This window comes from Staphylococcus gallinarum (assembly GCF_000875895.1).
GTDB lineage: Bacteria > Bacillota > Bacilli > Staphylococcales > Staphylococcaceae > Staphylococcus > Staphylococcus gallinarum.
In genome coordinates this window covers 45,269-59,775 of the sequence record NZ_JXCF01000020.1, presented here as the reverse complement: position 1 = coordinate 59,775, position 14,507 = coordinate 45,269, and the positions used below count along the sequence as shown (strand labels likewise).

16 protein-coding genes are annotated in these 14,507 nt (G+C 32.9%); 2 read left to right on the top strand and 14 right to left on the bottom strand.

Annotated features, from left to right (window positions below; translation table 11 throughout):
- Positions 1-7: 7 nt before the first annotated feature.
- Positions 8-1,600 (top strand): dipeptide ABC transporter ATP-binding protein, encoded by a 1,593-nt coding sequence (locus SH09_RS10500; RefSeq protein WP_042739601.1) that lies wholly within the window; start codon positions 8-10, stop codon positions 1,598-1,600.
- A gap of 430 nt (positions 1,601-2,030) precedes the next feature.
- Here the strand turns inward: SH09_RS10500 and gmpC are convergent, their stop codons facing one another.
- The 12 genes from gmpC to SH09_RS10440 form a co-directional block, all read right to left on the bottom strand.
- Positions 2,031-2,870 carry a dipeptide ABC transporter glycylmethionine-binding lipoprotein gene (gene gmpC, locus SH09_RS10495; RefSeq protein ID WP_042739600.1) on the bottom strand — a complete coding sequence of 280 codons (840 nt, stop codon included), beginning with the start codon at positions 2,868-2,870 and terminating at the stop codon, positions 2,031-2,033.
- Between the two features lie 19 nt (positions 2,871-2,889).
- Positions 2,890-3,549, bottom strand: a complete 660-nt coding sequence (locus SH09_RS10490; protein WP_042739599.1) for a methionine ABC transporter permease — start codon at positions 3,547-3,549, stop codon at positions 2,890-2,892.
- Positions 3,550-3,553: 4 nt separating this feature from the next.
- Positions 3,554-4,576 carry a methionine ABC transporter ATP-binding protein gene (locus tag SH09_RS10485; RefSeq protein ID WP_042739598.1) on the bottom strand — a complete coding sequence of 341 codons (1,023 nt, stop codon included), beginning with the start codon at positions 4,574-4,576 and terminating at the stop codon, positions 3,554-3,556.
- 176 nt (positions 4,577-4,752) lie between these two features.
- Positions 4,753-5,682, bottom strand: coding sequence for a sugar-binding transcriptional regulator (locus SH09_RS10480; protein WP_042739597.1), 930 nt, complete (start codon positions 5,680-5,682; stop codon positions 4,753-4,755).
- An 8-nt stretch (positions 5,683-5,690) separates the two neighbouring features.
- Positions 5,691-6,041, bottom strand: a complete 351-nt coding sequence (locus SH09_RS10475; RefSeq protein WP_042739596.1) for a PTS glucitol/sorbitol transporter subunit IIA — start codon at positions 6,039-6,041, stop codon at positions 5,691-5,693.
- Positions 6,042-6,056: 15 nt separating this feature from the next.
- Positions 6,057-7,055, bottom strand: a complete 999-nt coding sequence (gene srlE, locus SH09_RS10470; protein ID WP_042739595.1) for a PTS glucitol/sorbitol transporter subunit IIB — start codon at positions 7,053-7,055, stop codon at positions 6,057-6,059.
- Between the two features lie 25 nt (positions 7,056-7,080).
- The gene (gene srlA, locus SH09_RS10465; RefSeq protein ID WP_042739594.1) at positions 7,081-7,596 is read right to left on the bottom strand and encodes a PTS glucitol/sorbitol transporter subunit IIC; all 516 of its coding nucleotides are present in this window, start codon (positions 7,594-7,596) and stop codon (positions 7,081-7,083) included.
- Positions 7,593-7,913: a hypothetical protein gene (locus tag SH09_RS10460; RefSeq protein WP_042739593.1), complete on the bottom strand. Its 321-nt coding sequence runs from the start codon at positions 7,911-7,913 to the stop codon at positions 7,593-7,595. The genes srlA and SH09_RS10460 overlap by 4 nt, the downstream gene beginning before the upstream one ends.
- Positions 7,910-9,163 (bottom strand): NAD(P)H-dependent oxidoreductase, encoded by a 1,254-nt coding sequence (locus SH09_RS10455; protein ID WP_042739592.1) that lies wholly within the window; start codon positions 9,161-9,163, stop codon positions 7,910-7,912. Before SH09_RS10455 ends, SH09_RS10460 begins: the two co-directional genes overlap by 4 nt.
- Before the next feature lie 243 nt (positions 9,164-9,406).
- Positions 9,407-9,700, bottom strand: a complete 294-nt coding sequence (locus tag SH09_RS10450) for an antibiotic biosynthesis monooxygenase family protein (RefSeq protein WP_042739591.1) — start codon at positions 9,698-9,700, stop codon at positions 9,407-9,409.
- A gap of 284 nt (positions 9,701-9,984) precedes the next feature.
- Positions 9,985-10,431, bottom strand: a complete 447-nt coding sequence (locus tag SH09_RS10445) for a DUF3237 domain-containing protein (protein ID WP_042739590.1) — start codon at positions 10,429-10,431, stop codon at positions 9,985-9,987.
- 19 nt (positions 10,432-10,450) lie between these two features.
- Entirely contained in the window at positions 10,451-10,960 is a 510-nt protein-coding gene (locus tag SH09_RS10440; protein WP_042739589.1) for a phenolic acid decarboxylase, read from the bottom strand.
- 98 nt (positions 10,961-11,058) lie between these two features.
- On the opposite strand from SH09_RS10440, the gene SH09_RS10435 reads away from it, so the two are divergent.
- Positions 11,059-11,574: a PadR family transcriptional regulator gene (locus tag SH09_RS10435; RefSeq protein WP_042739588.1), complete on the top strand. Its 516-nt coding sequence runs from the start codon at positions 11,059-11,061 to the stop codon at positions 11,572-11,574.
- Positions 11,575-11,676: 102 nt separating this feature from the next.
- Here the strand turns inward: SH09_RS10435 and SH09_RS10430 are convergent, their stop codons facing one another.
- Complete coding sequence (locus tag SH09_RS10430; RefSeq protein ID WP_042739587.1) at positions 11,677-12,972, bottom strand: LLM class flavin-dependent oxidoreductase; 1,296 nt, start codon at positions 12,970-12,972, stop codon at positions 11,677-11,679.
- 159 nt (positions 12,973-13,131) lie between these two features.
- Positions 13,132-14,493: a gluconate:H+ symporter gene (locus tag SH09_RS10425; RefSeq protein WP_042739586.1), complete on the bottom strand. Its 1,362-nt coding sequence runs from the start codon at positions 14,491-14,493 to the stop codon at positions 13,132-13,134.
- Positions 14,494-14,507 lie beyond the last annotated feature (14 nt).

Below are 14,507 nucleotides of genomic sequence, written 5' to 3'. Positions count from 1 at the left end.
CTGCCACATGCCACCATTATTAGAAGTTAAAAACTTAGGTGTGACGTTCAATCAAGGCAATAATTCAATTAACGCAGTCAAAAATGTAAGTTTCAAATTAGATAAGAAAAAAATATTGGGAATAGTTGGGGAATCTGGTTCTGGTAAAAGTATTACTGCTAAATCAATCATGGGTCTACTGCCAGATTCTCCCGCTCCTGTCATATCTGGAGAGATTTCGTTTAATAGCCAAAACCTAACTCAATTTAATAGTAAAGCCTTTCAAAAAATTCGGGGTAAAGATATTGCGATGATTTTCCAAGATCCTATATCATCACTCAATCCTAGAACTACAATCGGAAAACAAATTACCGAGGTCATACTTCAACATAAAAAAATAAATAAGCGACAGGCAAAAGCAATGGCGTTAGATATTTTACAAAAAGTTGGTATACAGGACATAGAACGTAATTTTAACGCGTATCCTTATGAATTTTCTGGTGGTATGCGTCAACGTGTAATGATTGCTATGGCACTTGTTCTAGAACCTCAAATTTTAATTGCAGATGAGCCAACGACAGCCTTAGATGTTAGCACTCAAAATCAATTATTAGAATTAATGAAAGATTTATATGATTATATAGATACTTCTATAATTTTTATTACACACGATTTAGGTGTCGTTTATCAATTTTGCGATGAAATGATCGTTATGAAGCAAGGTGAAGTAGTAGAATCAGGTTCTGTAAGCAGTGTTTTTAATAATCCAACATCAGCATATACACAGAAACTTATAAATTCAGTACCGAATTTACTTGCTCCCAAAACTCCAAGACAAATTAGCGATGAAATTATTCTAAAATTTGAAGATGTCAGTGTAGAATATCCAATAGGAATTAATGATACCTTTAAAGCTGTTAAGCACATTGACTTAGAAATTAAAAAAGGTGAATCATTAGGTATCGTTGGTGAATCTGGATCAGGAAAGTCGTCATTGGCAAAGACTGTAGTAGGACTTAATTCTGTTTCAGACGGCTATGTTTGGTATAAGGATATTCCATTGAGTTTATTCAATTCTAAAGAAATGCAACCATTACGAAAAGATATACAAATGATTTTCCAGGATCCATTTGCTTCGATAAATCCTAGATTTAAAGTAATCGATATAATCGGACGTCCTTTGAAAATTCATAATTTAGTGACAAATGAACACCATTTAAAAGAACGCGTAAAAGAACTTCTGCTAAAGGTTGGTTTAGACGAAGCATTTCTATATCGTTTCCCTCATGAACTATCAGGTGGGCAACGACAGAGAGTGAGTATTGCTCGTGCAATTGCTATTAATCCGAAAATAATCGTCTGTGATGAAGCTGTATCAGCATTAGATGTTTCCGTTCAAAAAGAAATTATTCAGTTACTTAAAAGTATTCAAGATGAAATGGAAATTACTTATATATTTATTACACATGATATGGGTGTGATAAAGGAAATGTGTGATCGTATTGCAGTAATGCAAAATGGTACTATTGTAGAACTTAATGATGCAGAAAGTATCATTGAACATCCACAAGCCCCATACACTCAAAAATTAATATCTGAAGTTCCAACCATTCCTAATTAATTTAAATAATGCTACTTACAAGACGCATACTGTATGAAATTATGATGTTTACTTGGAATTAGTGTCTTCACTTACTAATATTATTGGCAAAATAAACCTATATAAAAAAACACATTCATTCCACCAAGACAATTTCATATCACACGATATAGCCACCTTCATTTTCTATAATTTTATTATACAATTTTATTGATATATTTTAATATAATGATATAATAAAACTCACAAAACGTAGAGAGAGGAGGACTGTGGATGGATTTCATCATGAATTTCTTTGGTTTTAGATATTATTAATCAATCATTTTTAATGACAATAATCAAAAGAGAGCTCATCCAAATGGATGAGCTCTCTTTTTTTAATATATATTTATGACCTTATTCTATAGTTTCACAAATTAATTACACTATTTTCTAAGTCGTTAATTTACACTTATTTCTCTAAACTATCTTCAATTTTCTTGATTTCTTTTTTAGATAAATCTACAGGATATTCTCCATCCTTTGTATCTTTTTTAAGTGCTTGTTGTGCTTCTTTTGAATGATATAGTTTAATGATTTTTTTGTATGTTTTATCATTTTGCTTGTCATCTTTTGTAGCAATGACATTGATATATGGTTTTACTGCATCATTTTTTGAGTCTTCAGTATATATAGGGTCCTTTTTCGGATCTAAACCTGCTTTAGTCGCTACCCCATTATTAATAACTGATAAATCAACATCTGACAAAGCTCTAGCTGTTTGTTGTGCATCTACTGCTTTAATTTTTAGATTTTTAGGATTTGATTTAATATCTTTAATTGATCCACTTAATCCGAAGTTTTTATCTAATTTAATTAATCCTGCAGCTTCTAATAATTTCAATGAACGTGCTTGGTTAGAGACATCATTTGGCACGATGACTTTGGCTCCATTTTTTACTTTTTTAATATCTTTAATATCATCTGAGTAAATACCTAATGGGGCCAATACTGTTGTACTAACTGCTGAAATATCGGCATCTTTGTGAGCCTTTTTATATTCATTTAAAAATGCAAAGTGTTGAAAGGCATTCATATCAATATCCCCATCACTTAATGCCTTGTTTGGTACGTTATAATCTGAAAATTGTTTAATTTCTAAGTCAATGTCTTCGTCTTTCGCTAATTCTTTTACTTTTTCCCATGCTTTAGTGTCATTTGATGCTACTCCGACGGTAACCTTTTCTTTTCCACCAGAACACGCTGCTAATATAAATAATACTGAAACAATTAAGACTAATAACTTTTTCATTACTAATAAATCCCCCTCATTAATTTCGTCTAATTTTTTTAGATAAGTAATTTCCAAGTGTTTGTATAATTTGTACAATAATCACTAATACAACGACTGTAATGATAATGACTAATGTATCAAAGCGTTGATAACCGTATACAAGCGCTAAATCACCTATACCACCGCCACCAACAGCACCGGCCATCGCGGTAGCTCCAACTAATCCAATAATGGCAGTTGTAATCGCTAATACTAGTGAGCCCAATGCTTCTGGTAATAAGAAGTGCCAAATAATTTGAACAGGTGATGCACCCATTGCTTTCGCCGCTTCGACGATACCTTCATCTACTTCTAGTAATGAATTTTCTACAAGTCGTGCGATATACGGAGCTACATAAACCGTTAATGGTACTATTGCAGCTGTTGTTCCTATAGAAGTTCCAACTAATAATTTGGTAAAAGGTACAATAGAAATCAATAAAATGATAAATGGTATTGACCTTAAAATATTAATAATTGGATTTAAAATTTGATGCACTATTGCATTCGGCCATATACCTTTTTTTCGCGTCGCAACTAATAAAATGCCTAATGGTATACCTATAATCGAACCTATAATTAATGAGACAGTAACCATATATAAGGTTTGATATAAAGATTCAAATAACTGCGCACTATCAATACTCGAACCAAGCATATGACTACACCTCCTCAAATGTTATTGCTTTATTTTTAAAGTAAGACTCAATCGTTTCCTGGTTGAAATGTTGATCTGTTTCAAAACGCAACCATAGATAACAAACTGTATCGTCTTGTATGGTAGACATGGATGAGAATAATACGTTTACTTCTACCTGATAACGTTGTGTTAATTCATTAATAATTGGTTGTTCTATCTGTTCAGTTTCTAAAAATAATCGATAATCAATATAATTATTATCTGTACGTTGATTAAAGGTATGCTTTAAAGACTCTGACGGTTCTGTATTAATAACCGTCGAGACAAAGTTTTGTGCTGTAGTCGTTTGTGGGCGGCTAAACACCTCTTTAACATTGCCAATCTCAACGACTTCCCCTTTCTCCATAACAGCTACTCTGTTACAAATCTTTTGAATTACGCCCATTTCATGCGTAATAATTAGAATAGTTACGCCAAATGTTTCATTAACACGCTTTAACAAATCTAATATTGAACTCGTCGTTGCTGGATCAAGCGCACTTGTTGCTTCGTCACACAGTAATATCTTAGGATTTGTAACCAAAGCACGGGCAATTGCAACTCTTTGCTTTTGTCCACCTGACAGTTCATCGGGGTATTGATACATCTTATCTGACAAATTAACAAAAGCGAGCATTTCTTCGACCTTTTGTTTGATTTCAGCTTTATCTACTCCGCTTAGTATCAATGGCATTGCAATATTTTTATATACTGTACTGGAATTCAACAAATTAAAATGTTGAAATATCATACCTATTTCCTTTTTTACATTTCTTAATTCTTTTTCTTTATATGTATCTAACTCATGTCCATCGACGATAACCTTACCTTCACTCACGCGTTCCAATTGATTTACCAATCGAACTAAGGTGCTTTTCCCGGCACCGCTATATCCAATTACGCCAAATATATCATTCTTATTAACAGTAAATGATATATCTTTCAAAGCGTGGATACGTTCTTTTTTCTTATGAAATACTTTATTTACCTTCTCAAATTCAATCAATCTGTATCCTCCTCCATCAATCCTTACCATTCTAATAAGAATAATGAAATTATAGGTCATTATCTTTTAAGCGTCAATATAATTTCTGAATTTATTGAATTTTTAAAAATATTTAGCATAGTATCACAAACTTATTTACAACATCAAAAAAACGTCCCGATATGCTTATCGGAACGTCAATATTTGTGCGCTAGTAAACTTTCGCCTGTTATTTCATCTGTTACTAGTACATCTATTAAGTTATTGCTTAACGCAGCTAATATAGCATTAGCTTTATTTTCTCCACCTGCTACACCAATTTTTAATGGAATCTTCTTAAACTCATCTAAATCAAGAGATATGTTTCTTCTATTCCACTCGCAATCAACCTTCTGCCCATTTTTATCGATAAAGTTATACATTATATCTCCAACTGCTTGACCCTCAATATCCTCAAAGCTTAACTCATTTCGATAAGAGGCTACCATAGTAGATTCTTCAGGATTTGCACCGATTCCTACTAATGCGATATTAGCTTGTTGCATTTTGTGTGTAACTTGATTTACAAACTTTTGTTTCATCATAAATTGCTTTGCTTCTAAATCATCGACAACAACAGGTGCATGTAACAACATATTTTTTGCACCTAAACTTTTACTAAATGTATCTGCGATATGATTGGCATGAATGTCCATTGATGCATTCCCCATTCCTCCTACTAATGGAACAAATAATACATTTGGATATTTATTATTACTATTTATATTCTTCGCAATCTGGTCTATAGTAGTACCTGCAGATACAGCTACAATATCATCATTTGACAGTCTTCTTAATAAATAATTACTTCCAGCAATTCCTAGCTTGCTCTTTATTTGTTTAGTATTTTTTATGCAAAGTACCTCTTCTAAATTAAATTTATTCTCTAACTTTGTCTCTAATTCTAATAAATCATTCTCGTTAATTTTTATTTCTACAATTCCTTTTTCTTTAGCCAAAGTCAAATACTTAGAAACAGTTGGTCTACTTACTCCCATGATTTCTGCAATTCTACTTTGATTTAATTCCTGTTGATAATATAATTTACATATTTTTATCATTATTCGTGTATCATCTAATATTGACATTGTTACCCCTACTCAAAAATTAATATATCACCTTTATCAAGGTCCGGTAATTCACTACCTTTGATCGAAATTGCTCCTGGTAGTATATCATTATTATTCAAATATACAGAAATGTGCCCTAATTCAATTAGATTGCCATGCGCTTCAGATCCAACCTTTTCAACTTCAAATTCTTTGTCATTCACTATTAATTTAGATACCTTATTTAAATTAAAATTTGTATTACTTTCTTGAACTTCATGAATATATGAAATGTCTTTCAATTCTTCAGGCGCAGAAGTACCAAATAGGACAAATAGGTTATCTTCCTTGAAAGCTGAAGCCATACTACCAAATTCTTTAATTATTGTTTTATACATTTTTCTCTCTCCTTTTTAATATAATCCAAAGCTAGCAAAATATGCAATTATAACTGCTAAGACACCTGTAATCATCCTACTATATAAAACTGCAGGTACTCCTACTTCTACTGTTTTTTCATCAGCTTCTCCTAAAGAAAGTCCAACTGGGATAAAATCAGCACCAACCTGTCCAGTTATAGCAAATAAAGCTGGTAATGCAAATTCTGGAGGTACATTTCCTGCACCTATTTGAGTCCCAATCAACACACCTATAACTTGAGAGATTACAGCACCTGGACCTAATACAGGTGATAAAATAGGTATTGTACAAATAAATACTAATATTAGTAATCCGATTAAAGAACCAGCTAGTGGTGTCATCAATTTTGCTAACCACTGACCAATGCCTGTATAATTAATAATACCGATTAACATACTAATAAAAGCCATAAATGGTAGTATATTTTTTATTAACATATCAATAGACTCTCTACCTGCTTGATAAAATATTCCTGTTACATTACCAATTCCTTTAGAAAACTTGATCAAAAATGATTCTTTTTTCTGACTTTCTACACTTTGATTATTAGATGTTTCTACATTTCCTAAATTATCACTACTATCAGACTCAGAAATTTTCGTGGCACTACTTTTTTCTTCACTATTTTCTATCAATTCAATATTTGAAACTTTAACCCCCGAGACAAAATTATCTTCATTGATATGTTTTGCCAGTGGACCACTCGGTGAGGTTGGTAACAAATCAACAGTTAGTATTCCTTTCATTGGATAAACACCAATTCTGGCAGTACCTCCACAATCAATCACAGCTGCAGCTACCCTACTATCTTTGACATTATTTTTAAAACCATCAACTGCTTTACCGCCAGTTAATTCAGCAATTCTTTCTGCAACTGGATGTATACCCCCTCCAGTAACTGAAAGAATAATGTCTTTTTCTTCTGATGTTTCAATGGTTAAACCCTTACCCCAACCACCATTACCTTTATTTACTCTGACACAATTACTCATGTCAATCACCCCTTATAGAAAACGTTTACATTTTTTTGTATAGATACGCAGTAATTCGCTCTGTAATCATACCCCGAATCAACATTATAACGATTGCAATTAAGAAGTATCTTACTGCTAATTCTGAGGTTTCTAACCCAGCCTTTTGAATACCATTGGCTATTCCTAAATAAACAAATAGCTCTCCAGCGTTAGCATAAGGAAATAGTGAAGTAACAGGATGTAAAAATGTCACAAGCGAATCAAAAAAAGCTGGTTTTTTCTTTTCATCTACAAATTTCCCAAAAGTATATGCCATTGGGTTTGTTAATAATAAAACGGATAACATTGGCATGATTGTATATCTTGTAATTGTATATTTAGAAGTTACACGTATAGCTTTTGTTACCCTCTCTTCTCCAATAAACTTAATAATAGCGTACGTGAATGTTAATAACACAACTAAAGTAGGAACGATACTAGTAAATAATTCAGTGAATTGTTTACCACCTTCATCAAACAAACCAATAAAGTGTTTCCCCAGCCATTCAATTATATTCATGCCGTATCACCTCTTAGATACATATTTATATTGCTTTGTATCTTTTTATTCTTAACATTTTCATTATTACGAACTTTTATTTTAAATATCTTACTTTCTATTGAGTAAATGCTAATTAATCTTTCATCTTTCCATACAGTAATCAATACAACTTTAAAAACCTTAAATTTCCTTTCAATTGAAATATTTATTTTGTACTGCTTACTATAATTTGATTTTATTTCATTTATTTTTTTATTAATTGTTCTCAGTTGAAGCATCCCTAGTAGAAATTGGATAACCATAATTATAATTAATATATTTAAAAACAGGCTCATTTAAACACCTCATCTTGCTCCTGACGCAAACGATAAATAGTTGAATCTTTATTTAATGATGTGTTTTCATAAGTTATAATTTCATCCTTTTTTATATCTTTAAGTGCTATCGTTCCTTTAGTAATCAACCCTATAGGAAATGCATTTTTTTCTTTCATACTTTCATGACTTGTTATTTCTCCTCTTACACAATAACCTCCTATACCATCAATAGCTTCACCCTTTTTAATATCTTTTTTAGCTCTTGCTATTGTTTCACTAATAGGACCGCTGATAGGTTTGATTGAATAATCATTATACATAGCAACTTTCGCTATTGTATTTGGTGTTTCTAAACTTGCTAAATGGTAAGGTCTATATAGAGTGTAATGATCATTGTGACTTTCATCTACTTTTAATAAATATCTCAATTCTTCATCAACAATTTCATTTTCAGATTTGACGATAACAAATACGCCTGGTGCTAAACCGTCTACATATTCTACAACTCCTAATTCATTTAATACGCCACCAAATTCTTTCAAGTTTAGCTTTTCATTTACATTATCTAAATTTGCTTCAACTCCATGCATACCATCAATATCAACGGTATATCCTATAGCATTACTTAATAAATTCATTTCTGCCATAGTTTTTGTTCCATCTTGAAAAGCAGCTAACATCTTAGGATTCATTTTTTTAGCTTTTGCTTCATCTAAACAAGAATCTGGATTAGCATATGGTTGTAATTTATTATTTTTTCCTTTACCAGCTACTACAACTTCTAACCCCATTGACTTAGCAAATTCATATAATTCGACAAGTACTCCTGGCTCATCACCAGCAGAACCCGTATAAACTAATCCTTTATCTTCAAATTTCTTTTTCATAATCGATCCAACTGTGATGTCTACCTCAACATTCAGTAACACTAAATGCTTATTAGATTCTAATGAAAGCTCCATTATTTGTGCACCTATTTCAGGAACACCCGTTGCATCTACTATAACTTCAACCAGGTCACTATTTATGACTTCTTTAAAATCAGTCGATGTTTTAACCTCATGATTATGTTGATTACGTTTTTGATAACCTTCTAATGCTACTTGAATATTACTATCACTAATATCACATATTCCTCCAATAATCATACCTGGTATTTGTGATATTTGACTTATTAATCCTCGGCCCATTTGTCCTGCTCCAATAACACCTACACGTATAAAATCTTTCTTTTCCTCTTTGACTAATAAATCTGAATATAATGACATACACTCAACCCCTTTACATTTGTTCTGATATAGAACTTATGTAAAAGATAAACGAGAAAACGCTTTCTGTCAATTATAAATGTTTAATTAAATTTACAAATTCCACCAAAATTCCCTATACATTAGCTTTTACAACATCAAAAAAACGTCCCGATATGCTTATCGGAACGTCATTATTTGTGCGCGAGTAAACTTTCGCCTGTTATTTCATCTGTTACTAGTACATCTATTAAGTTATTACTTTTATAAATCTACTTTTTCAAAGTGTTCTACATTAGGAAATGGCTCATAATAATGATGCAATAATGATTTCCAAGTTGTGTATGCTTCGGATTCTCGAAAACCAATCGTATGGTCTTCTAGACTTTGCCATTCGACGAGTAATAAATATTTCCCTTCTTGTTCTATACATTTATTTAACGTATGTTGAATATAACCCGGTATTGTCGCGATAATTTTTGATGCTTCTCTAAAAGTTTCTTCAAAACCGCCAATTTTATTCTCTTTTACATTTAATATTGCCGCTTCTAGAATCATTATAATAACCACCTTTAATTTGATTGTCACTTGTTATTCAGAAATATTCTTCTCACATACCCTATTATATAAATCATTATCAAATTCATATGTACGCCATAAATATTCAACATAAAAAATGGCAATCTCTACCATATTTTTAGTAGAAATTGCCATTTTTTCATTGATTAACTACGTATACATTATGCATTCACTGTAATCATCCTTAAATATAGTAACCCATAGAACACATTATGATGTAGTTTTAAAGTTGAAATTGTATCATAAAATTTCAACCTGTCGTATTAAACCATATAAATCGTTAATAGAACTCGGTCTGTTGTTCTAGTCGCATAACCGACAAATATCTTTTCCATTAGCCATTTATATGACGTATTATAGGTTTCAAAGGTGGGCGTAGTACGAAAATAATACACTTCAGAATCTACAAATCCACCATTTATTACACTTTCTTTATAACTTTCAGGTACTGTTCTAATACCATTGTTTTCAATATAAATTGTCGCACCATCATTTAACTGAATAGCATATCTTGCGGACAACGTACATTTTCCTGTTGGATCAATACATTGGCTATCAACACCACCTGGCAATACGTGACCAGAATGTTGGTTACTCTTCACTGTACCTGAGACTATCGGTATCAATTGACGTCTGCCAACTTGTGCATCTTGTCCAACCACGATTGGTTCTTCAACATACATTGAAATTTCAAATATTTTTTCCATCATTAGTAGACAACTCTACTTTCTAGTTATTTAACATAGCAAATTTGCCATCTCTGATATCTTGAGTCATTCCATTATATGGCGCCTCAGCAATAACTTGCTCATTGTTGGTACCGGGTTGTCCAACATAAGTAATTGTAGCGAATTCAGGAACAACATATTTTGGATATGTGTCATATTTTTCTCTAGATGTTTCCATCAAATCAATATAATCATTTTGGTAACATACTGTGATATCTGGACGTTCATGTACCCATTTCGGGAAAAAGATCACGCCGTGCATAATATTTTGGTCTGGAACGAAATTGAGTGAGACGTCTGTGCCTGTTGGCTCTGTCCAAGAAATTTTATAGACACCTGCAATAATTTGAACAATGTCCGCCTGTTGATCTTTTACCCAACGACCGGCAACCATACCTGAATGGATTCGATAATCAATTGTGTTTTCATTTTTCACATACATTTCATACTCCCAACCATTGTCGTATGTGTAAATCATATGTGCTCCAATAAAGTCTTTTAGTGTATTCATAAACATTTCCTCCTTCTAAAACATGTAATTAATTACATGTTTACATTTACATGATAATCCTATACACTGATTCTGTCAAAGAACACAGGAGGAACTTTATGAAAAATGTGCTTCAATATACAATTTTAGGATTACTCAATAATCACTCTCTTACTGGGTATGAAATTTATAAATCATTTAGTGAAGTCATTGGTGAAATTTGGAATGCTAAACATAGTCAAATTTATAATGAGCTTAAAAAATTACTGCAGAGTGAACATATTTATATTTCAAATATTGATGAGACAAGTAAAGTGACTAAAAAGATTTATAGCATTACCGATTTAGGAAGAACAACACTATTTCATTGGATTGAAAATGCTGAAGAAGATGAAAGTAATAAAGACCCTTTTGCAATAAAGGTTTACTTTTTTGATAGTCTTGAAGACGAAAGCAAGCATCAATTGCTCACCCAAAAGAAAATTGAGAAAGAAGAAAAGTTAATGCATTTGCAAGCAATTTACAATCAATTGGATGCTAAATCAGATTTGCAACACATTTTGATATTAAAGAAGGCCCTTTTACGTGAACAATCTTATATTGATTGGCTAGATTTTTGTTTAGCTGAAATTTAATCATACAAAATAACGCTCTCACTGCCATACGCAGTGAGAGCGTTATTCATTAGATATCGTTTTTCAAATACGTCATTTCAAATACGTCATTTCATCTGGTCGCTAATCGTTTTCCAGGCCAAACTTTTCTTTCAAAGTACCTGCAGCATATTCTGTCTGTGCTAACCCACGTTGTTGTAAGATTGGTACTACTTTATCAACAAATAATTCCAATTGTGTCGGTAATAGTGGTGGCATAATATTAAAGCCATCTGCTGCACCTTGTTCGTACCAATATTGCATAGTATCAGCGATTTGTTCTGGTGTCCCGACTACCATAAAGTGACCTCTTGCTCCAGCAATTTTCTTCATTACATCTTCTAATGTTAAATTTTGTTCCATTGCTTCTTTTTTAATCAATTCGTATCTACTTTTAATACCGTTACCATCGGAAGACTCCACTTGCTCAAATGGGATTTTCAAATCATATTTGGATAAATCTACATCTCCTACATATGGAGATAATAACTTTAACCCTTCTTCAGGTAAGATTAAATCTTGTAATTCTTCATAGTTCGCTTGTGCTTCCTCTTCTGTATCACCGATTACTGGAAATAGACCTGGCATAATAGATACGTCTGTCTGTTTACGACCGCGTTGTTCAATTTTATCTCTTAAGCCATCATTAAAGTGCTTTGCTTCGTCGGCACTCGTTTGTGCAGTAAATACTACATCAGCGACTCGTGATGCTAAATCCGTACCTGCTGATGAAGAACCAGCTTGAATCAATAACGGGCTACCTTGAGGTGAACGTTCTAAATTAAGTGGACCTTTCACTTTATAGTATTTGCCTTCATGATTGATTGGTTGTAATTTGGATTGATCGACAAAAACACCGCGTTCCTTGTCCTTAACAAATGCATCCTGTTCCCATGAATGCCATAACTTATTGGCAACATCCACGAATTCACCTGCTTGTTCATATCTCAATCCATGTTCTACATTGACAGTACCATTAAAGTTTTGCGCTGTACTATTGACTGCTGAAGTCACAATATTCCATGCTGCACGTCCCCCACTGACATGATCTAATGAACTAAATGCACGCGCCAAGTGAAACGGTTGTGAATACGTTGTCGAAACCGTTGCTGCTAAGCCAATATCTGATGTTTCTCTCGCTATAATCGTCATTAATGTGAATGGATCTAAGCGACTCATCAAATCTGGATGTGCCGTTTCATCTATATATAAAGCATCTGATAAAAAGACTAAATCGAATTTACCACGTTCTGCAATTTTACTGATATTTACAATATGGTCAATATCAACTGGACCTTGTTCTACTGACTTTGGATGGCGCCAGCTCGCTAAATGATGCCCGTAACCTGCTAAAAAAAGACCTAATTTCATTCTCCCCATTTTGACTCCTCCAAATCGTTTATTATTCCGATTGATTTAATAGGTAATAAATTACCATTTTCTGAAGATTAAGTCAATGTAATCGGCTAGGTAACTAAAAAAATCTTCGTACCTCAAATGATGTGTGTACAAAGATTTTCACTAATATAAAGCGTATGATTAAATTACTAAATTTAATATTAAAATAAAGCCCAAACCAACAACGGATAGTATTGATTCTAATAATGTCCATGTTAAAAAAGTTTCCTTGATTGTTAAACCAAAGTATTCTTTAAACATCCAAAATCCAGCATCATTAACATGCGAGCAAAATATACTTCCCGCTCCAATCGCTAATACGACCAATGACAGATTTACGTCTGTTGTTTGTAATAAAGGTAAGACTATGCCTACTGAAGATATTGCTGCTACGGTAGTAGAACCTAAAGCAGTACGTAATAATGCTGCAGCCAACCAAGCTAGTATCAGTGGTGACATCTCACTGCCTTTAAATATTTCTGAAATCGTATCACCAACGCCACCATCAATTAGTATTTGTTTGAAAGTGCCGCCACCACCGATAATTAAGATTAACATTGCAATAGGTGTAATGGCATTAGTTACTGTATCCATAATTTCTTTCATACTTTGTTTTCTGCGTATACCCATCGTATAAATGGCAAATAATACTGCGATCAACATTGCAGTTACTGAGGTTCCAATAAAATAAATAAACCCTTCTAGGCCTTTAGCATGTCCATCCTCATTACCAGTGACTAATTGCACAACTGTTGCGAGTAACATTAATATAACTGGAGACAATGCAGTCAATAAGCTGATACCAAAACTTGGTAATTGATCATGTTTCAGCACCTTTACTTCTCCTACTGCAGCTTGATTACCTAAGCGTTCGAAAGCAGACGGTGCAATTTTCAGAGCAATTCTTGGAAAGATTCCACCAACGATGGCAGCTAATGGTATACCAATAATGATTCCATACATTAATACATGACCAATATTTGCATGTACCCCTTCAGAAATGGCAACAGGACCGGGATGCGGTGGTAAAAATCCATGCGTTACTGCTATCGATGTTCCCATAGGTAAACCTACTTTAAGATTCGATATTTTCATACGTTTCGCAAGTGTAAATACCAATGGTACCAATAGTACAAATGCAACTTCTAAAAATAATGAAATACCTATGATAAATGAAGCAATAATCATTGCCCATGTAACATACTTTTTACCGAATACATTAATCAATGTATCTGCAATTCTTGTTGCACCACCACCATCGGATAATAATTTCCCTAATATTGAACCCAAACCGAATATAATAGCGATGTGTCCTAAGGTGTCACCCATACCCTTTTCAATTGTTGTGACAATTGTATCTAGCCTCATACCAAGTAATATACCTGTCACCATAGATGTAATAATTAAAGCGATAAATGTATTAAGTTTCAATCCCATTATCAATATCAACAATACGATTACACCTATAACGACTGCAACGAGTGGCCAAATTTCTCCCATCATATGAACCCCTACTT